The sequence below is a fragment of the Phenylobacterium sp. genome, assembly GCF_036501465.1.
In the GTDB taxonomy this organism is placed as follows: Bacteria; Pseudomonadota; Alphaproteobacteria; order Caulobacterales; family Caulobacteraceae; genus Phenylobacterium.
In genome coordinates, this window is sequence record NZ_DASYAF010000159.1 from 107,448 (window position 1) to 126,146 (window position 18,699).

Sequence of the window (18,699 nt, forward strand, 5' to 3'; positions counted from 1 at the left end):
GGCTTCAGCCCGCCGCCGGCTCCGGTCGCTCGCCGCCCGGGCGGATGTTGGGAAACTTCGCCACGCTCTCGGCATAGGCGCGGCGGATCTTGGCGACCGGCCGTCGCACCCAGACATTGGTCGTGGAGATGTTCCACATCTCCTTCGGGTCGTTCTCGATGTCGAACACCCAGGGCTCGGGCAGCACATTGTCGAAGGCGGTGGTGGTCGACTGGCCGGTGGTCACCACGGGCCCGCGCGGCGCGTCGCGCACCTCGAGGTGGAACTTGAAGTTGTGCCACTTGATGGCCAACAGCTTGTTGTCGTGGAAGATCATGATGTGGTCGCGGTCCGAGGTCGGCTGGTCGCTGAACAGGAACCGGCTCTGATCCACGGAATCGATCGCCCGGTCGGTGGGCACGCGCTCCGCCGCCCCGGCCACCGCCGCGAAGGTGCGGTAGAAGTCGAGCAGGGAGACGATCTGGTTGCTGACCCGCCCGGCCTTGGCGCGGCCCGGCCAGCGGATCACGCAGGGCACCCGCACGGCGCCTTCCCAGCCGCTGGGGAACTCGCCACGGAACGGGCCCGAATCCGATTGGCCGCCAAAATCGACGCCGATGCCCTGGAAGGTCTGCGGGCCGTTGTCGCTGGTGAAGACGACGATGGTGTCCTCGGCGATCCCGGCCGCCGCGATGGCGTCGATCACCCGCCCGGCGTTGTGGTCGATCTCGTCCATGGCGTTCTGGTATTGCGACCGGTTCGGCTTGGTGAAATCCGGATGGGTCAGCGGTGGATCGTGCGGCAGGGTGAAGGGCAGGTAGAGGAAGAAGGGTCGGTCTTCCTTGGACCGCTTGGCGATGTAGGCGCAGGCGCGCTCGGCGATCTCGGTGTCGATCAGGGCGCGGGCGGCGCGGTCGTAGGGGCGCAGCGGCCGGCTGGGCTGGCCCTTCACGCCCTCCATGATCGACTGGAGGCTGTACTCCTTGGGGTCGAAGCCCGGTTGCAGGGGCCAGTTCACCTCGCCGCTGCTGCGCGGGATGCCGAACCATTCGTCGAAGCCCTGGTCGGTGGGGAAGCGCCCTTCGCTGGAACCCAGGTGCCACTTGCCGAACAGGGCGGTGGCGTAGCCCGCGTCGGAGAGCAGTTCGGCCAGGGTGTATTCCCAGGGCGCGAGGCCATCCTTGCCGCCGGTGAGCTCCACGGCCGAGGTGCCGCTGCGGATCGGCATGCGCCCGGTCAGGAAGGCCGAGCGGCTGGGCGTGCATTCCGGCTCGACGTTGAAGTTGGTCAGCCGCACGCCTTCGGCGGCCAGCCGGTCGATGCGCGGGGTCGGCACGCCCCGCAGTTCGCCGCCGCCGTAGCAGCCGAGGTCGCCGTAGCCATAGTTGTCCACCAGCATGAAGACGATGTTGGGCTGGCGGCGCGGGGGTTTCTTCGGCGCGGCCCGCGCCTGGCCTGCCGCGCTCAGCGCCGAGGCTGAAAGCAGGCCGCCCAACAGGAAATTCCGCCGGTCGGCGCCGAGGTTCCGGTCGTTTTGGTCGGTCATGGCGAGGTCCTCTCGACAGACTCAACAAGCATAGCCGTTCCGTCGCCAGGCGGCTGTGCGGACATTTTTGAAACTCATTAGTAACAAGCTTCTTGAAACCAATTGGTAACATATATATCGTGACCCGCAAGACGCGATCTGGGCCGTAGACAAGGCGCCGTTTCGAAGCGCCGTCGGCCCCACCCTGGGAGGACGACATGGCGAGCGCTGAACGAGTGGCATTCCCCGCTTCGGGCCGGGCGTGGCCGGAGTTGCAGAAGGACATGCGCGCCAAGACCGCCGGCGACGCCGATTGGAAGGGCGGGCGCACCGCGATCTTCTTCTTCATGGCCACCGAGGAGGCCTACGAGGTCGGCAAGCGCGCCTACATGGAGCACTTTTCGGAGAACGCGTTGGGCGCCGGGCGAGCCTATCCCGGCGTCCTGGCCATGGAGACCGAGGTGCTGGGCTACGGCCTGGACCTGCTGCACGCCCCGGCCGGCGGGCGCGGGGTGTTCACCACGGGAGGCACGGAGAGCATCCTGCTGGCGGTCAAGGCGGCGCGCGAGGCGCATCGGGCGAAGACCGGCGCCGGCCCGCGCGATGCGCTCAACATCGTCATGCCGATCAGCGGCCATCCGGCCTTCGACAAGGCGGCGCTGTTGATGGACGTGGAAATCCGCCGCGCGCCGCTCACCGCGGACCTTCGGGTGGACGTGGCCGCCATGCGCGGCCTGATCGACGACAACACCATGATGATGCTGGGCTCGGCGCCCTGCTTCCCGCACGGGGTGATCGACCCGATCGGCGAGCTCAGCGCCATCGCGGCCGATGCGGGGGTCTGGCTGCACGTGGACGCCTGCGTCGGCGGCTGGATCGCGCCCTTCTTCGAACGCATCGGCCGCGGCACGCCGGCGTTCGACTTCCGCCATCCGGCGGTCCGCTCGATGTCCGCCGACCTGCACAAGTTCGGCTTCGCGCCGAAGCCGTCGTCGACGGTGTTCTTCCGCGACGACGAGGACCTGGAACGGTCGATCTTCCGGCTGGGGTCGTGGGGCAGCGGCATGTACACCACCGCGACCATGAGCGGCTCGCGGCCGGCCGCGGCGGTGGCCGGCGCCTGGGCGGTGCTGAACCACCTGGGCCTGTCCGGCTATGAGACCGCCGCGCGCGGCATCGCCCAGATGGTCGACGACTATGTGGCCGGGATCGCCGCGATCGATGGCCTGACGCTCTGGGCCAAGCCGGACGTCTCGATCCTCAACTTCGGCTCCAACGACTTCGACATCTACGCCGTCGCCGAGCGGATGAAGGCCAAGGGCTGGGTCCCCGGCCTGACCCGCGACCCGAAGGGCATGCACACCATGCTTTCCATGCAGCACGCCCCGGTGCGGGAGGCCTGGCTGGCCGATCTCCGCGCCGGCATCGAGGCGGTGCGGGAAAGCGGCGCGAAGAGCCAGCTGGCGGCGACCTACTGACCTCGAAAGGAGCTTCGATAATGGACGCCGCGACGAAGGCTTCGACCGGGGCCGCCGATCCGCTCCACACCGACTGGTCCACCGAGGCGATCGTGCGCCGCCGCGACAGGTTCTACGCGGCCACCCAGCGCGCCTTCGTGCCCTACAAGACTCCGCTGATCTTCCAGCGCGGGCAGGGGCAATACCTGTGGGACGAGCAGGGCGCCAAGTACGTCGACCTCCTGGGCATGAACGTCTGCGTCTCGGTCGGCCACGCCCATCCGAAGGTCAATGCGGCCGTCCACGCGCAGGTCGAGGCCCTGCAGCACTGCACCACCATGTTCTACCATCCGACCCCCGCCCATTTCGCCGAGGAGCTGGTCGCCAAGATGCCGGCCGGCGCCGACTGGGTGGTGCACTTCACCAACAGCGGGGCGGAGGCGATCGACCTGGCCCTGGTGATGGCCCAGGCCTTCAGCGGCCACATCGACATGCTGGCGCTGCGCAACGGCTATCACGGGGCGACCATGGGCGCGCAGTCGCTGACCGGGATCGCGAGCTTCCGCCACAACGTCCCGCTGCTGGGCGGCATCCACCACCTGGCCAATCCGGACCCCTACCGCGGCGCGTTCGGGGCTGACGTCGAGGCCTATCTCGCCGAGATCGACCGCACGATCCAGCATTCCACCTCCGGGCGGCTCGCGGGCCTTCTGGTCGAGCCGATCCAGGGCTACGGCGGGATCATCGAGCTGCCCCCCGGCTATCTGAAGGCCGCCACCGAGAAGGTCCGCGCCCGCGGCGGGGTGTTGATCGCCGACGAGGTCCAGTCGGGCTTCGGGCGCACGGGCGACAACTTCTGGGCCTTCGAGGCCCATGACGTGATCCCGGAGATCGTGGTCATGGCCAAGGGCATCGGCAACGGGTTCCCCTTGGCCGCCGTGGTCGCCCAGCGGCACGTGGCCGAGGTGCTGGCCGACAAGTTCTACTTCAACACCTATGGCGCCAATCCGGTGGCCTGCGCCGCCGGGCGCGCCGTGCTCCAGGTGCTTGACGAAGAGGGGCTGCAGGCCAACGCCAAGGTCGTGGGCGCGGCGCTGGGCCAGGCACTGCAACGCCTGCACCAGAAGTACGAGATCATCGGCGAGGTGCGCGGCCATGGGCTGATGCAGGCCATCGAGCTGGTCCGTGACCGCCGCACGCGCGAACCGGCCACGGCCGAGACCGCGGCGCTCTTCGAATACACGCGCGACGCGGGCATTGTGGTCAGCAAGTCCGGGCCGCACCGCAACATCCTGCGGATGGTCCCGCCGCTCTGCCTCAGCCTTGAGGACATCTCCACGGTGGAGGCGGCGCTCGACGAATGTTTCGCCCGGGCGTCCGCGGCGGCCTGAAAGGGGAAAGTCCGATGAGGGCGTATAGAGCGGTCTTGCTGGGGACGACGCTGGCGGTGGCCGCGGCCGTGGCCAACACTGCGGCGCCGGACGCGGCGGTGAAGCCTGCGCCTCGGCCGCCGGCTGGGATCGCGCCCGCGCAGCGGCGCGCCTTCTTCGGCGAACTGCACCTGCACACCACCATGAGCTTCGACGCCTGGGTGAGCGGCACCAAGGTCACCCCTGACATGGCCTACCGCTTCGCCCGCGGCGAAACGGTGATGATCCCGATCGCCCAGGTCGCCAAGGAGCAGGGCGTCAAGAGCACGGCGGACGCCATTCCAGCCCGCCGCGCCTGGCCGCTGGACTTCACCGCGGTCACCGATCACTCCGAATACCTGGGCGCGGTGGCCCAGCTCGACGTACCCGGCAGCCGCTTTTCGCAATCGGCCTTCGGCAAGCAGATGGCCAAAGGCACGCGCCAGCAGTTCTTCGAAGGGGCCAGGGTGATCGAGGGCGAAAAGGGTCCGAACGCCGACGACATGCGCGCCGCCGCCGAGGACGCCAACGGCTGGGCGGTGGAGATGAAGGCCGCCAACGCCAACTACCGGCCCGGCAAATTCACCACCTTCATCGGCTACGAGTGGACCGCGTCCCCCGGTCAGGGGATCCACATGCACCGCAATGTGATCTTCAACGCCGACCATGCGCCGGCGCCGTTCACCGGGGTGGATTCCAACAAGCCGGAGGCGCTCTGGAAGTATCTGGAATCGGTCCGCGCCCAGGGGATCGACGTGCTGGCCATCCCGCACAACTCCAATCTCAGCGACGGGCGCGACTTCGACTGGAACACCTCCGAGGGCCGGCCGATCGATGCGGCCTATGCGCAGCGCCGGGCGATCAACGAGCCGCTGGTGGAGATCAGCCAGACCAAGGGCACGTCCGAGACGACGCCGGAACTGTCGCCCGCCGACGAGTTCGCCAGCTTCCAGATCATGGATCGGATCTACAAGGGCGAGACCGCGCCCAACCAGCATGGCTCCTATGTCCGCGAGGCCTACGGCCGAGGCTTGGTGATCCAGTCCGGCGTCGGGGTGAACCCGTTCAAGATGGGCGTGGTCGGCGGCTCCGACATCCACAACGGCCTCACCACCAGCGACGAAGGAGCCTACGCCGGCGGCGGCGCCTTCGGGACCGATCCCAGGACCATGGCGTCCAGCGAAGCCGTCGCACGCGCCGCCCTCGACATGACCGGCCAGAGCAAGATCGTGCGGCCCAGCGGTCAGAACGAGAACGATCCGCTGCAGCTGGGCTCGGCCGGGATCACCGGGGTGTGGGCCGAGCAGAACACCCGCGAGTCCATCTTCGCGGCGCTGAAACGCAAGGAGACCTTCGGCACCTCCGGCACCCGCATCCGCGTGCGGATGTTCGGCGGCTGGGCCTTGGGTCCCGGCCTGCTACAGAAGGCCGATTGGGTGAAGCAGGCCTACGCCCACGGCGTGCCCATGGGCGGCGACCTGCCGGCAAGGCCCAGGGGTGCGACGGCGCCCAGCCTGGCGCTGCAGGCGATGAAGGACCCGACCGGGGCCAACCTCGACCGCATCCAGGTCGTCAAGGTCTGGCTGGACGGCAAGGGCTACAAGGAGAAGGTCTTCGACGTGGCCCTTTCGGGGGGCCGCCGGGACGATCCGAAGACCGGCAAGGCGCCGCCCGTCGGCGACACTGTCGACCTGAAGACCGGCGCCTACGCCAACACCATCGGCGCACCGGCGCTGTCGGCGGTCTGGAGGGACCCGGAATTCAATCCGAAGGTCGCAGCGGTCTACTACGCCCGGGTGCTGGAAATCCCGACGCCGCGCTGGACCACCCTGCTGGCGCTGCGCAGCCACCTGCCGATCCCCACACGCGGTCCCGCCACCCTGCAGGAACGCGCCTGGACATCGCCGATCTGGTTCACGCCGGGCTAGGCGCCAATATATCGTATCACGATCTGTTGAGGGCATGATCCTGCAGGGCTGACCCTCGGAACCTTGCGCAAGCTCGGCGGTTACCCCCACGGCCAAGGCGTCGCGACCCTACGCGTACGCCGCCGCCTGACGCGGGGCGTCCGTGCCGCAGATTTTCAAACCGTCCGCCGACACGTGGCTGCGAACCCTTTTGTTGCTGGTCTTCCTGGCGCTCTGCGGCGGCGGGCTGTTCGCGACCGGGTTCGCGCGGTCCGGCTACCTCACCCGCCAGGGCTGGCCGGTGGATCAGCCCGTGCCGTTCAGCCACAAGCACCACGTCGGCGACCTGGGCCTCGACTGCCGCTACTGCCACGCCGACGTGGAGCGGGGACGCTACGCCGGGCTGCCGGCCAGCCACGTCTGCATGACCTGCCATTCGCAGCTGTGGACGGGCGCGGCGATCCTGGCGCCGGTGCGGGCGAGCTTCGCCCAGGACAAGCCGCTGGCCTGGACGCGGGTCTCGGCCCTGCCGGGCTACGTCTACTTCGACCATCACATCCACATCTCGCGCGGCGTGGCCTGCGTGGAGTGCCATGGGCGCGTCGACCGGATGCCGCTCGCCTGGCGCGCCAAGCCCTTCCAGATGCGGTTCTGCATCGGCTGCCATCGCGACCCAGCCCCGCGCCTGCGCCCGCCGGACCAGGTCACGCGCATGGACTGGTCGGCCTGGGACCGCGACCCGGCCAACCGCGGCTATGGCCGGCGCGCGATGGCCGCCTTCCACATCCAGCCGGCCAAGCTGACCGACTGCGACACCTGCCATCGATGAGGGAGAGCACGTGAGCGCGGACGGGATCGCCATCTCGAAACGGACCAACCGGCTACGGCCGCGGGAGCCGGAGTTCGCGCGGGCCTTCGACGGCGTCTCGGAGGCGGGCCGGCGCGAGGTGCTGAAGGCGATGGGCGCCTCGCTGGCCATGGCGAGCCTGGCGGGCTGCACGGCCGCGCCGCATCCGGACGCCCTGCCTTACGTGACCCAGCCCGACGATGACGTGCTGGGTTCGCCCAAGGCCTACGCCACAGCGGTCACCTTCGGCGGCTACGCCCAGCCGGTGATGGGCGTCACCTACGAAGGCCGGCCGATCAAGCTCGAGGGCCTGCCCGAGCATCCGGCGAGCCGCGGCGCCACCGACGCCATCACCCAGGCCGCGCTGCTCGGCCTCTACGACCCGGACCGGTCGAAGGCGCCGCGGTTCATGGGCCGGCCGGCCGATTGGTCGGGCTTCGATACGGCCATGGTCGAGAACGCGGGGCGGCTGGACGCGCGCGGCGGCGAGGGCTTCCGCCTGCTCACCGGTCCCTCCAGTTCGCCGACCTTCGCGCGGCAGATCGCGGAGCTGATGACGCGCTGGCCGAAGGCCCGCTGGCACGCCTTCGACCCGGTGAGCCAGGACCTGCGCCTGGAGGCGGCGCGGCTGGCCTTCGGCCGGCCGCTGGAAGCCCAGCCGCGCCTGGAGGCCTGCCGCGTGATCGTCAGCTTCGACGACGATGTGTTGGGGAGCGGTCCGCGCCAGACCCGCAACGCGCGCGCCTGGTCCAGCGCGCGGAGCGCCTTCCAGCGCGGCGAGGGCGAGGCGCGGCTGCTGGTGGCGGAGCCCGCGCCCAGCCTGACCGGGGCCATGGCCGGAGACCGGCTGATCGCCTCGGCCGACCAGATCGGCGTGCTGCTGCAGGGGCTGGCGGGGCGGCTGGGCGTGGGCTCGGCCCCGCAGGTCCAGTTCACCGCGCGCCAGGCCCAGTGGCTCGACGCCGCGGCCCGGGCGCTGGACCGCAACCGCGGCGCCGGGCTGGTGCTGGTCGGTGGTCATTGCGAGCCGGCGGTCCAGGCGCTGGCCCTGCATCTCAACGCCCGCCTGGACGCCATCGGCCGCACGCTCGGCGTCTGCGAGCCCATCCTGCTGTCGCCGCCGGACGGGGCCAGTTCGCTGGAAGCGCTTACCCAGGACCTGCGCGCGGGCCGGGTGGACACCCTGGCCATCCTCGACGCCAACCCGGTCTATGCCGCGCCCGCGGACCTGGAGTTCGCCGCCGCCATGCAGGCCGCCCGCCTGCGCGTCCACGCCGGCCTGGGCTTCGACGAGACCGCCGCCGAATGCCACTGGCACGCGCCGCTGGAGCATGAGCTGGAGACCTGGGCGGACGCCCGCGCCGTGGACGGCCGGCCCAGCCTGATCCAGCCGCTGGTGCGCCCGTTCGACGCCGTGCGCGCGCGCCCGGTGGTGCTGGAGACCATCCAGGGCCGGCCAGGCGGCGAGGCTCGCGCCATCCTGCTGCAGACCTGGAGCGACAAGCTGGGCGGGCAGGACGACCCCCGGTGGCGCCAGGCCCTGGCGCGCGGCTTCCTCGACACCCCGGCGGCGGAGGTGACGCCCAGCCTCAGCGACGCGATCCCGGCGCCGGCCGCTATGGCCCGCAGCGGCGGCCTGACGGCTCTGATCCGCCCGGACCCGACCATCTGGGACGGCGCCTTCGCCAACAATCCGTGGCTGCAGGAGCTGCCGAAGCCGTTCAACAAGCTGACCTGGGACAACGCGGTGCTGGTGGCCCCGGCGCTGGCTTCGCGCCTGCGGCTCGGCAACGGCGACGTGGTCTGCCTGGCCGCCGCCGGACACCGCTCGGTCGAAGGGCCCGTCTGGATCACCCCCGGCCTTGAGCGGGCGACCGTCGTGGTCCAGCTGGGCTATGGCCGCCGCCTGCCGGGCCAGCTCGCCGATGGCCGTGGCTATGACGCCTATCCGCTGCGCACCACGGGCTCGCCCTGGCGCGCCGGCGGCGTGACGCTGACCAAAACCGGCGCCAGGGTCACGCTGGCCAGCACCCAGCTGGACACCGACCTGCAGGGCTTCGATTTCGTGCGCACCGCCCCGCGCAGCGCCGTAGCGCCGGGGCCGCCGCACTCGCCGCCGCCGAGTTTCTATCCGCCGAAGCTCTCGGGCAGCCCGCAGTGGGGCATGGCGATCGACACCGACACCTGCATCGGCTGCAGCGCCTGCGTCACCGCCTGCGACGCCGAAAACAACGTCCCGATGACCGGCAAGGACCAGGTCGCCAACGGGCGCGAGATGCACTGGATGCGCATCGACCACTATTACGACGGCGCGTCCGACGATCCGGCCTTCTTCAACCAGCCCGTCCCCTGCATGCACTGCGAGCAGGCGCCGTGCGAGATGGGCTGCCCGGTGGGCGCTTCGGTGCACACCCACGATGGCCTGAACATGCAGGTCTACAACCGCTGCGTCGGCACGCGGACCTGCTCATCCTTCTGTCCGTACAAGGTCCGCCACTTCAACTGGTTCGACTACACGCTGCACGACCCGCCGGAGCTGCGCGCGGCCCGCAACCCGGAAGTCACCGTCCGCAGCCGCGGGATCATGGAGAAGTGCAACTACTGCGTTCAGCGCATCGAGAAGGCGCGCATCCAGGCCAAGGTCGAGAACCGCCCGATCCGCGAGGGCGAGGTGGTGACCGCCTGCCAGCAGGTCTGCCCGACGGAGGCGATCGTGTTCGGCGACGTCAGCGATCCGGACAGCGCCGTCAGCCGCCTAAAGGCGCAACAGCGCAACTACGCCCTGTTGGAAGAGGTCAACACCCGGCCGCGCACCACCTACCTGTCGCGGCTCCAGGACGGGGCGAAGCGTGGCTAGGGCGGGCGCATCTCCTGCGCGCCGCGCCGACGCGGCGGTGACCCGGGAGGTCACCGGCATCCCGCTGCAGTTCCCGCAGGCGCGGGCCTGGTGGTTCTGGTTCCTGGCCGCGACCTCGCTGCTGGCGCTCTACATCGTCTCGGCCTGGGTGCTGTTCGTCCGCGGCGTTGGCGTCTGGGGCAACAACATCCCGGTTAACTGGGGGATCGCGATCTCCAACTACATCTGGTGGATCGGGATCGGCCACGCCGGCACCCTGATCTCGGCCATGCTGCTGCTGCTGCGGCAGACCTGGCGCAATTCGCTGAACCGCTTCGCCGAGGCCATGACCCTGTTCGCGGTGGTCTGCGGCGGGCTCTATCCGATCCTGCACCTGGGAAGGCCGTGGCGGTTCTACTGGATCACGCCCTATCCCTCGACCATGCGGATCTGGCCGCAGTTCACCAGTCCGCTCACCTGGGACTTCTTCGCGGTCCTCACCTACCTGACCGTCTCGCTGGTGTTCTGGTACATCGGCGCAATCCCCGATTTCGCCTCGACCCGGGACCGGGCGAGTTCGCGGCCGGCCCAGGTGTTCTACGGCCTGCTTGCGCTGGGCTGGCGCGGCGCGGCGCGGCACTGGGCGCGGTGGCGCCAGGCCTACCGGCTGTGCGCGGCGATCGCGGTGCCGCTGGTGGTCTCCGTCCACTCCGAGATTTCGCTGCTGTTCGCGGCCGGGCCGATCGTGGGTTGGACCTCCACCGTCTTCCCGCCTTACTTCGTCCTGGGCGCCGCCTTCTCGGGCTTTGCGGTGGTCTCGATGCTGGCGACGACGCTGCGCCACGCCTTCGGCCTGCAGAACCTGGTCACCGACCGCCACCTCGACATGCTGGGCCGGCTCACGCTCGCCTGCGGAATGATGACCGCCTACGGCTACGTCTCCGAGGTGTTCGCGTCCCTCTATTCCGGCGACCCGCACGAGCTGCAGACCCTGCACGACCGCCTCGCGGGCCCCTATGCCTGGAGCTACTGGGGCGCGGTCATCCTGAACTTCGTCCCACTGCAGCTGCTGTGGCTCGGCAGGCTCCGGCGCAATCCGATCGCCCTGTTCGCGGTCTCGCTCGCGGTCACGGTCGGCATGTGGCTGGAGCGCTACATGCTTCTGTTCAGCACCCTGTTCCGCGATTACCTGGTCTCCTCCTGGGGACCCTATCGGCCGAGCTTCTGGGAATGGAGCCTGTTCGCCGGCTCCATCGGCCTGTTCCTGACGTTGTTCCTGCTGTTCGTCCGCATGCTGCCGATGATCTCCGCTTTCGAGATCAAGGAAGCGCGGTTCGAGGAAAGGGAGGCGCGACGTGGCTGAGCGCGGCCTCTATGGCCTGGTGGCCGAGTTCGACCGCGCCGAGGCGCTGCTTGAGGCTGCGCGCCGCGCTCGCAAGGCCGGCTACCGCCGCTTCGAGGCCTATTCGCCGTTCCCGATCGACGGGCTCGCCGAGGCGGTGGCGTTCCATGAGCCGTGGGTCCCGCTGGCGACCCTGCTGGGCGGGATGGCGGGCGCGGCGCTAGGCTTCGGCATGCAGGCCTACACCAGCCTGGACTTCCCCATCGACATCGGCGGGCGGCCGACCATCGCCCCGCCGGCCTTCGCGCTCATCACCTTCGAGCTGATGGTGCTGGGGGCGGTGCTGTCGGGGGTCGCCACGATGCTGCTGCGCAACGGCCTGCCGCGGCTCAGCCATCCGCTGTTCGACATCGAGACCTTCCACCTCGCCTCGCTCGACAAGTTCTTCCTGGTGATCGAGGCCCGGGACTCCAAGTTCAGCAAACGGACGCGAGCCTTCCTGGAAGGCCTCGGCCCCGTGCGCATCGACGAGGCGCCGCTGTCGGAGGCGGGACAGTGAGGCGCGCCGCCCTGTGCCTCGCGCTCTCTTTTCTCTGCGCCGGTTGCGACGAGATGGTCCGCCAGCCGAAGGCGCCGGCCTACGGCCGCTCGGACCTGTTCGCCAATGGCGCGGCCATGCAGACCGCGCCCAGCGGAACCGTCTCGCGCGATCAGGCGGCCTTCGAGGCGGCGCTCACCGCGCGGCCGCCGATGACCTCGGCGCTGCTGCAACGTGGCCGTGAGCGCTACGGCATCTATTGCGCGCCCTGCCATGGGCTCGACGGCGCCGGTCAGGGCATCATCCCGGCGCGCGGTTTCCCACGGCCGCCGGACCTGCGGAGCGATCCTGTCCGCGCCCTGTCCTCGGGCCAGCTCGTCCAGGTGATCGGCGATGGCTACGGCGTGATGTACGCCTATGGCGACCGCGTGCCGCCGGCCGACCGCTGGGCCATCGCCGCCTATATCCGCGCCCTGCAGCTCGCCGCCGCCGCGCCCGCCGCCACGCTGTCCGACGCCGACCGCGCCCACCTGGAGGACGCTCATGGCGGCTAGGGACGCGAAGGCGCGGGCGGACCGCTTCGCCTGGCTGGCGCCGGCGGGCGCGGCGGGCTGCGTGCTCGCCTTGGCGGCGACGGCGCTGCTGCCCCATGCGGACTGGCGGGCGTGGTTGGGCGCCGCCTTCCTCTGGGCCTCGACCTCGATCGGCGCGCTCGCGCTGCTGATGATCATGCGCCTTGCCCCTGGCGACTGGTCGGAAGAGCTCGGCCCGTTCATGGAGGCGCTCACCCTGCTGCTGCCGCTGGGCGCGATCCTCCTCCTGCCGGTGCTGGCGGAGACCGGGCGGCTCTATCCCTGGACGCAGCAGCACCTGTCGACGGCTTTCCGCGCGGCCTATCTGTCGCCGCCGTTCTTCGTCGTCCGCACCTTGGCCTGGTATGCGATGCTGTTCGCGCTCGCCCACCGGCTGGTGCTGCGGCCCGGGCGCTCGGTCGCGCTCGCCTGCGTGGGACTGGCGCTGCTGGTCGTCCTGGATCTGCCCATCGCCACCGACTGGCTCCTGTCGCTCGACCCGGACTTCGCCTCCTCTGGCTTCGGGCTCTATGTGCTCGACATCCAGATGCTGACCGCCTTCGCCCTGATGACCGGGGCTCTGGTGGTCTCCGGGCGGCCGATCCGGCGGCCGGGCATCCTGGCCGCCCTGCTGATCTGCCTGCTGCTGTTCTGGGCCTACCTGGCCTTCACCCACTACGTCATCACCTGGTCGGACAACCTGCCGCCAGGGGTGAGCTGGTATCAGCGGCGCGGCGGGCCCTGGCGCGCGGTCATCTGGATCGCGGCGGCCTGCCGGCTGGCGCCGCTCTTCCTGCTGCTGTTCAGTGCGGTCCGCACCAGCCCCAGGATGCTGCTGGCGCTCTCGGCGGCGATCCTCTTCGGCTCGGTGCTGGAGGCCGCCTGGCTCACCCTGCCGGCGACGGACTTCCCTCATCCGTCGACCGCAACCGACATCGCGCTCTTCGCCTTTGCCAACCTCGCCATGGCGGCGCTGACCGCCGGCGGCTTCCTGCGCGCCTTCGCCTGGCGCGCCGCGCGCAAGCCCGCGCCGGCGATCGCGCGGAGGGCCGCCGCATGACGCGACAACGCGCGCGCGCCTATCAGCCGGACCAGGCCTCGGCGAAGATCGCGGCGGCCGGCCTGGCCGGCGTCCTCGGCCTGGGCGTGATCGGCGCCTTGGTGGCCTTCGGCCTGCGCGCCGCCTACGAGTCGCAGGCGCCCCGGCCGCGCGCCACGCCGATCGAGCGGGCCGCCATCGTCACCCAGGGCCCCAGGTTGGAAACCGATCCCAACGCCGACCGCGCGGCGCTCGAGGCGCAGGCGCGGGCGCGGCTGCAGGCCTATGGCTGGACGGATCGCGCCAAGGGCCTGGCGCACATCCCCATAGACCGGGCCATGGCGATGCAAGCGCAGGCCGGCTGGCCCGATCCTGAGCCGGCGACGCCATGAGGATCGCCGGCCTGATCCTGGCGCTGACAGTCACGGCCCTCGCCGGCCTCGCCCATGCGCGCGTCGAGCCCTTCGATCCCTTCGGCGCGGCGAGGGTCGATGACCGGCCCGGGACCCAGGTCCCGCTGGACGGGGTGTTTCAGGACGAACGCGGGCGCGCCGTCACCCTGCGCGCGCTCGCGGGCGGCAAGCCGCTGGTGATCGCGCCGGTGCAGCACCGGTGCCGCAATCTCTGCGGCCTGACGCTGGACGGCCTGGCGGCCGCCGTCACCGGCCAATCCTATCGCCCGGGCCGCGACTTCTCGCTCGTGGCCCTCGGCATCGATCCGCGCGAGAGCCCGCAGGACGCCCGCCTCTCCGAAGGCCGGCTCGATCCCAAGGGCGCGGGCGGGGTCCATGCGCTGGTCGGCTCCGCGGGCGAGGTGTCCCGCGTCATGGGCGCGCTCGGCTACCGCTACGCCTGGGACCCGCAGCTCGGGCAGTACGCCCACATCGCCGCCGTTGCGGTGCTGACCCCTGACGGGCGGCTGTCGCACTGGCTCTATGGGGTCGCGCCCACGCCGCTCGACCTGCACCTGGCGCTGACCGCCGCCGGCCGCGGCCGGCTGGGCGGGCTTTCCGAGCAGATCCGGCTGCTCTGCTACCACTTCGATCCGAGCACCGGCCGCTACGACAGCCTGGTGATGACCATCGCGCGGTTGATCGGCGTGGGGACCGCGCTGGCGCTCGCCGGCCTGGTCGCGCTGCTGGCCTGGCGCGGCCGGGCCCGGAACCGGCTTGCAGGACGGAACGGGCTCGGGGGCCGGCCGGCATGAATCCGTTCTTCCAGGCCTGGCCGCCGGAGGCCTCGATCCACGCCGTCCGCGTCGATCAGTTGTTCATGGCCTTCACGGCCCTGACCGTGCTCTTGACCGCGCCGGTCTTCATCCTGATGGCGATCTTCGCGATCCGCTATCGCCACGGCCGCGACGTCGACCGCACCCACGCGCCCAGCCATGGGGTGCGCATCGAGACGGCCTGGACGCTGGCCCCCTTCCTGCTGGCGCTGGCCTTCTTCGGCTATTCGAGCTGGCTGTTCTTCGACGAGGGCCGCGCGCCGCCCGATGCGCTGACCATCGACGTCCTGGCCAAGCAGTGGATGTGGAAGTTCGAGCATCCGGGCGGCCAGCGCGAGATCAACGACCTGCACGTGCCGGCCGGCCAGCCGGTGAAGCTGGTCATGACCTCGCAGGACGTGATCCACAGCCTGTTCCTGCCGGCGCTGCGCCTGAAGCAGGACGTGCTGCCCGGCCGCTACACGACCCTGTGGTTCAAGGCCGACCGGCCGGGGATCTACGCCCTGCGCTGCTCGCAGTTCTGCGGTTTCGACCACGCGGTGATGGCCGGCCGCTTCGTGGTCATGCGGCCCGGCGACTACGCCCGCTGGCTGCAGGCCGCCGGGACCGACGGCTCGCTCGCCCAGCAGGGTTTCCAGCTCTACCGCAGGCTGGGCTGCAGCGGCTGCCACGCCGCGCAATCCACCCAGCGCGCGCCGAGCCTCGAGGGGCTCTACGGCCACCCCATTCCGCTGGAGGGCGGCCGCGTGGTCGTCGCCGACGACCAGTACCTGCGCGACAGCATCCTTGCGCCCAACAAGGACGTGGCCGCGGGCTACCAGCCGATCATGCCGACCTTCGCCCGCCAGGTCTCGGAGGCCGATCTGCTGGCCCTGGTGGCCTATCTGAAATCGCTGGGCGCCGGCCCGGACCAGGAGGCTCGCCGATGACCGCCCAGCCGGTGCTGCAGACGCCCGAGGAGCGCGAAAGCTACCTCAACGCCGGCCACAGCCTGCGCTCCTGGCTGCTCTCCACCGACCACAAGCGCATCGCGATCCTCTACCTGTTCGCGATCAGCTTCTTCTTCTTCATCGCCGCCGGCGCCGCGGCCTTGATCCGCCTCAACCTGCTGACCCCCAACGGGACCCTGCTGTCACGGGAGGGCTACAACCGCGCCTTCACCCTGCACGGGGTGGTGATGGTCTGGTTCTTCCTGATCCCCTCGATTCCCAACACCTTCGGCAACTTCCTGATCCCGCTGATGATCGGGGCCCGCGACATGGCCTTCCCGCGGCTGAACCTGGCCAGCTGGTACATCTATCTTGGGGGCGGCCTCTTCACCCTCTACGCCCTGATCGCCGGCGGGGTGGACACGGGCTGGACCTTCTACACGCCGCTTTCGACGATGTTCGCCAACGGCCACGTGCTGGCGGTGATCGCCGGGATCACGGTCGCTGGCTTCTCCTCGATCCTCACCGGCCTGAATTTCATCGTCACCATCCACAAGCTGCGCGCGCCGGGGATGACCTGGGGGCGGCTGCCGCTGTTCATCTGGTCGCACTATGCGACCTCGCTGATCCTGGTGCTGGCGACGCCGGTGCTGGCGATGACGCTAATCCTGCTGAGCGCGGAGCGGGCGCTGCACCTGGGGATCTTCGATCCGGCGCTGGGCGGCGACCCGCTGCTCTTCCAGCACCTGTTCTGGTTCTACAGCCACCCAGCCGTCTACATCATGATCCTGCCGGCCATGGGGGTGGTGAGCGAGCTGGTCACCGCCGGAGCCCGCAAGCGGGTGTTCGGCTACTGGTTCGTGGCCTGCGCCAGCCTGGCCATCGCCGCCGTCGGCTTCCTGGTCTGGGGCCACCACATGTTCGTCTCCGGCCAGTCGGCCTATGCGAGCGCGATCTTCTCGTTCCTCAGCCTGGTGGTGGCGGTGCCCTCGGCGGTGAAGGTCTACAACTGGACCGCCACCCTATACAAAGGCGACATCCTGCTGGACCCGCCGCTGCTGTACGCCATGGCCTTCATCGGCCTGTTCACGATCGGCGGGCTGTCGGGCCTGATGCTGGCCCTGCTGGCGGTCGACGAGCACGTCCACGACACCTACTTCGTGGTGGCGCATTTCCATTACATCATGGTCGGCGGCGCGGTGAGCGGCTTCCTGGGCGCGATCCACTTCTGGTGGCCCAAGATCACCGGGCGGCTCTATTCGCTGACCTGGGGCCGGGTCAGCGCGGCCGGGATCTTCTTCGGGTTCAACCTGACGTTCTTCCCACAGTACATCCTGGGCTACCTCGGGATGCCGCGGCGCTACCACGTCTATCCGCCGCAGTTCCAGGCGCTGAACGTGCTGTCCTCGGCCGGGGCCTCGGTGCTGGCCGCAGCCTATCTGCTGCCGGTCGTCTACCTGATCTGGTCGCTACGCAACGGCCCGCCGGCCGGCCCCAATCCCTGGGACGCCAAGGGGCTCGAGTGGCAGACCGCCTCGCCGCCGCCGACGCACAATTTCGACACCATCCCGGTCGTGGACCGGCCGGCCTACGACTACCCGCTCACCCGGGGCGTGGCCGATGAGTGACTACGTCACCCTGCGCGAACCCTATGCGGTGAGCGGCCAGCAGCGCGACGCCGACTTCCTGGGCATGTACCTGTTCCTGGGCGCCGAGGGGATGATGTTCGGCGCCCTGTTCTGCCTGGCGTTCGCCTATCGCACCGTCCATCCGCAGGCCTCGGCGCTGGCCGCGCGCCACATGCAGCTGTGGATCGCCACCGCCAACACCGCGATCCTTTTGACCTCCAGCCTGTTCGTCGCCCTGGCCGTCCACGCCGCGCGGAACGGCGCGCGCCGCGTCACCGCGGCGATGCTGGGCGTAGCGCTCGCGCTCGGCCTGGCCTTCCTGGGCCTGAAGGGCGTGGAGTACGGCATCGATTATCGCGACGGGCTGATGCCGGTGATCGGCCATCCCGCCGCGGTCCGCGAGGGACCCGCGGGCCTGTTCATCGACCTCTATTTCGTCGTCACGGCCCTGCATGCGCTGCACCTGACCATCGGCCTCTTCCTGCTGGCCTGGACGGCGGCGGTCGTGCTCGCCCGGCGCAAGCGCATCCCGGCCCAGGCGGTGGTCGTCGAGATGACCGGCCTCTACTGGCACTTCGTCGACGTCGTCTGGGTGTTCGTCTTCCCGATCTTCTACCTGGCGCGGGGCTGAGCCGTGGCGCGCCCGGTCATCACCCTGGTCGGTGTCTGGGTGGCGCTGATGGTGCTGCTCGCCACCACCGTGGGCGCGACGTTCAGCCCGTTCGGCGCCTGGAAGCCGGTGATCAACCTGGCGGTCGCCTTCGCCAAGGCCGGGCTGATCTTCTGGGTGTTCATGCATGTGCGCGAGCAGCGCGGGCTGGCGCGGCTGGTTGCGGTGGCGTTCCTGGCCTGGCTCGCCATCCTGCTCGGCCTCACCCAGGCCGACCTGCTGACCCGCTGAGCGTCCGGCCTGAAGCGAATCTTCGGAGCGTCGAGGTCTTGTCCCTCCCAGTCTCCCGTTCTGCCTTCGGCCTATTCATATCGCAGCGCTCGCGATGGCTCGGCCCGGCTGACGCGGATTGCCTGCTCGGCGACCGTCAACATCGCAACGAGCGGGGCCGCCAGGCTGGGCGCGAGGAAATAGGCGGGGTTCAAGGCGATCCGCTGATCGAAGCCCGCCAGCCACCAGCGCATGGCCAGGTAGGCCGCCGGCCAGGCAATCAGGTTGGACCAGAGGACTGGGCGCAGGAATTCGCCGATCAGCAGGCGCAGAACGTCGGCGGTTGAGGCGCCCAGCGTCTTGCGGATGCCGATCTCTTTGAAGCGACGCGAGGTGTTGAAGCCCGCCAAGCCGTCGGCACGTTATTCGGCGCCCGACCGGAGGTAAGCCAGGTCGTGTTGATGCGGTAGATATTTGCCGCATCGGGAATCCACTTGTCGAAGCTGGTCTCGAAACGGACCACGAGCAGCAGGATCAGGCAGACCGCGATGCCGAGCGCCAGCCCCAGCGTGTTCAGCGCCGC

At 70.0% G+C, this 18,699-nt stretch carries 17 protein-coding genes; 15 read left to right on the plus strand and 2 right to left on the minus strand.

Annotated elements, in window-relative coordinates; all coding sequences use genetic code 11:
• Positions 1-4 precede the first annotated feature (4 nt).
• Positions 5-1,525, minus strand: a complete 1,521-nt coding sequence (locus tag VGL85_RS18715) for an arylsulfatase (protein ID WP_331590522.1) — start codon at positions 1,523-1,525, stop codon at positions 5-7.
• Between the two features lie 263 nt (positions 1,526-1,788).
• On the opposite strand from VGL85_RS18715, the gene VGL85_RS18720 reads away from it, so the two are divergent.
• The 15 genes from VGL85_RS18720 (at position 1,789) to VGL85_RS18790 (ending at position 18,137) form a co-directional block, all read left to right on the plus strand.
• Complete coding sequence (locus VGL85_RS18720; protein ID WP_331590523.1) at positions 1,789-2,982, plus strand: pyridoxal phosphate-dependent decarboxylase family protein; 1,194 nt, start codon at positions 1,789-1,791, stop codon at positions 2,980-2,982.
• A 20-nt stretch (positions 2,983-3,002) separates the two neighbouring features.
• Positions 3,003-4,352 carry an aspartate aminotransferase family protein gene (locus tag VGL85_RS18725; protein ID WP_331590524.1) on the plus strand — a complete coding sequence of 450 codons (1,350 nt, stop codon included), beginning with the start codon at positions 3,003-3,005 and terminating at the stop codon, positions 4,350-4,352.
• 14 nt (positions 4,353-4,366) lie between these two features.
• Positions 4,367-6,298 (plus strand): DUF3604 domain-containing protein, encoded by a 1,932-nt coding sequence (locus VGL85_RS18730; RefSeq protein WP_331590525.1) that lies wholly within the window; start codon positions 4,367-4,369, stop codon positions 6,296-6,298.
• Between the two features lie 193 nt (positions 6,299-6,491).
• Positions 6,492-7,106, plus strand: coding sequence for a cytochrome c3 family protein (locus VGL85_RS18735; RefSeq protein WP_331590526.1), 615 nt, complete (start codon positions 6,492-6,494; stop codon positions 7,104-7,106).
• Positions 7,107-7,116: 10 nt separating this feature from the next.
• Complete coding sequence (locus VGL85_RS18740; protein WP_331590527.1) at positions 7,117-9,981, plus strand: 4Fe-4S dicluster domain-containing protein; 2,865 nt, start codon at positions 7,117-7,119, stop codon at positions 9,979-9,981.
• Complete coding sequence (nrfD, locus tag VGL85_RS18745) at positions 9,974-11,323, plus strand: NrfD/PsrC family molybdoenzyme membrane anchor subunit (RefSeq protein WP_331590528.1); 1,350 nt, start codon at positions 9,974-9,976, stop codon at positions 11,321-11,323. The genes VGL85_RS18740 and nrfD overlap by 8 nt, the downstream gene beginning before the upstream one ends.
• Complete coding sequence (locus tag VGL85_RS18750; protein WP_331590529.1) at positions 11,316-11,861, plus strand: DUF3341 domain-containing protein; 546 nt, start codon at positions 11,316-11,318, stop codon at positions 11,859-11,861. The genes nrfD and VGL85_RS18750 overlap by 8 nt, the downstream gene beginning before the upstream one ends.
• Positions 11,858-12,394: a cytochrome c gene (locus VGL85_RS18755; protein WP_331590530.1), complete on the plus strand. Its 537-nt coding sequence runs from the start codon at positions 11,858-11,860 to the stop codon at positions 12,392-12,394. Before VGL85_RS18750 ends, VGL85_RS18755 begins: the two co-directional genes overlap by 4 nt.
• The gene (locus VGL85_RS18760; protein WP_331590531.1) at positions 12,384-13,472 is read left to right on the plus strand and encodes a hypothetical protein; all 1,089 of its coding nucleotides are present in this window, start codon (positions 12,384-12,386) and stop codon (positions 13,470-13,472) included. Before VGL85_RS18755 ends, VGL85_RS18760 begins: the two co-directional genes overlap by 11 nt.
• Positions 13,469-13,843, plus strand: coding sequence for a hypothetical protein (locus tag VGL85_RS18765; protein ID WP_331590532.1), 375 nt, complete (start codon positions 13,469-13,471; stop codon positions 13,841-13,843). Before VGL85_RS18760 ends, VGL85_RS18765 begins: the two co-directional genes overlap by 4 nt.
• A complete protein-coding gene (locus tag VGL85_RS18770) occupies positions 13,840-14,658 on the plus strand; it encodes an SCO family protein (RefSeq protein ID WP_331590533.1) in 819 nt (272 codons plus the stop codon). Before VGL85_RS18765 ends, VGL85_RS18770 begins: the two co-directional genes overlap by 4 nt.
• Positions 14,655-15,608 (plus strand): cytochrome c oxidase subunit II, encoded by a 954-nt coding sequence (gene coxB / locus VGL85_RS18775; protein WP_331590534.1) that lies wholly within the window; start codon positions 14,655-14,657, stop codon positions 15,606-15,608. Before VGL85_RS18770 ends, coxB begins: the two co-directional genes overlap by 4 nt.
• Positions 15,605-17,236 carry a cytochrome c oxidase subunit I gene (locus VGL85_RS18780; RefSeq protein ID WP_331590535.1) on the plus strand — a complete coding sequence of 544 codons (1,632 nt, stop codon included), beginning with the start codon at positions 15,605-15,607 and terminating at the stop codon, positions 17,234-17,236. Before coxB ends, VGL85_RS18780 begins: the two co-directional genes overlap by 4 nt.
• Positions 17,229-17,867, plus strand: a complete 639-nt coding sequence (locus VGL85_RS18785; RefSeq protein WP_331590536.1) for a cytochrome c oxidase subunit 3 — start codon at positions 17,229-17,231, stop codon at positions 17,865-17,867. The genes VGL85_RS18780 and VGL85_RS18785 overlap by 8 nt, the downstream gene beginning before the upstream one ends.
• Before the next feature lie 3 nt (positions 17,868-17,870).
• Positions 17,871-18,137, plus strand: coding sequence for a cytochrome C oxidase subunit IV family protein (locus tag VGL85_RS18790; protein ID WP_331590537.1), 267 nt, complete (start codon positions 17,871-17,873; stop codon positions 18,135-18,137).
• Positions 18,138-18,208: 71 nt separating this feature from the next.
• Here the strand turns inward: VGL85_RS18790 and VGL85_RS18795 are convergent, their stop codons facing one another.
• Positions 18,209-18,526: an ABC transporter permease gene (locus VGL85_RS18795; RefSeq protein WP_331590538.1), complete on the minus strand. Its 318-nt coding sequence runs from the start codon at positions 18,524-18,526 to the stop codon at positions 18,209-18,211.
• Between the last annotated feature and the right edge of the window lie 173 nt (positions 18,527-18,699).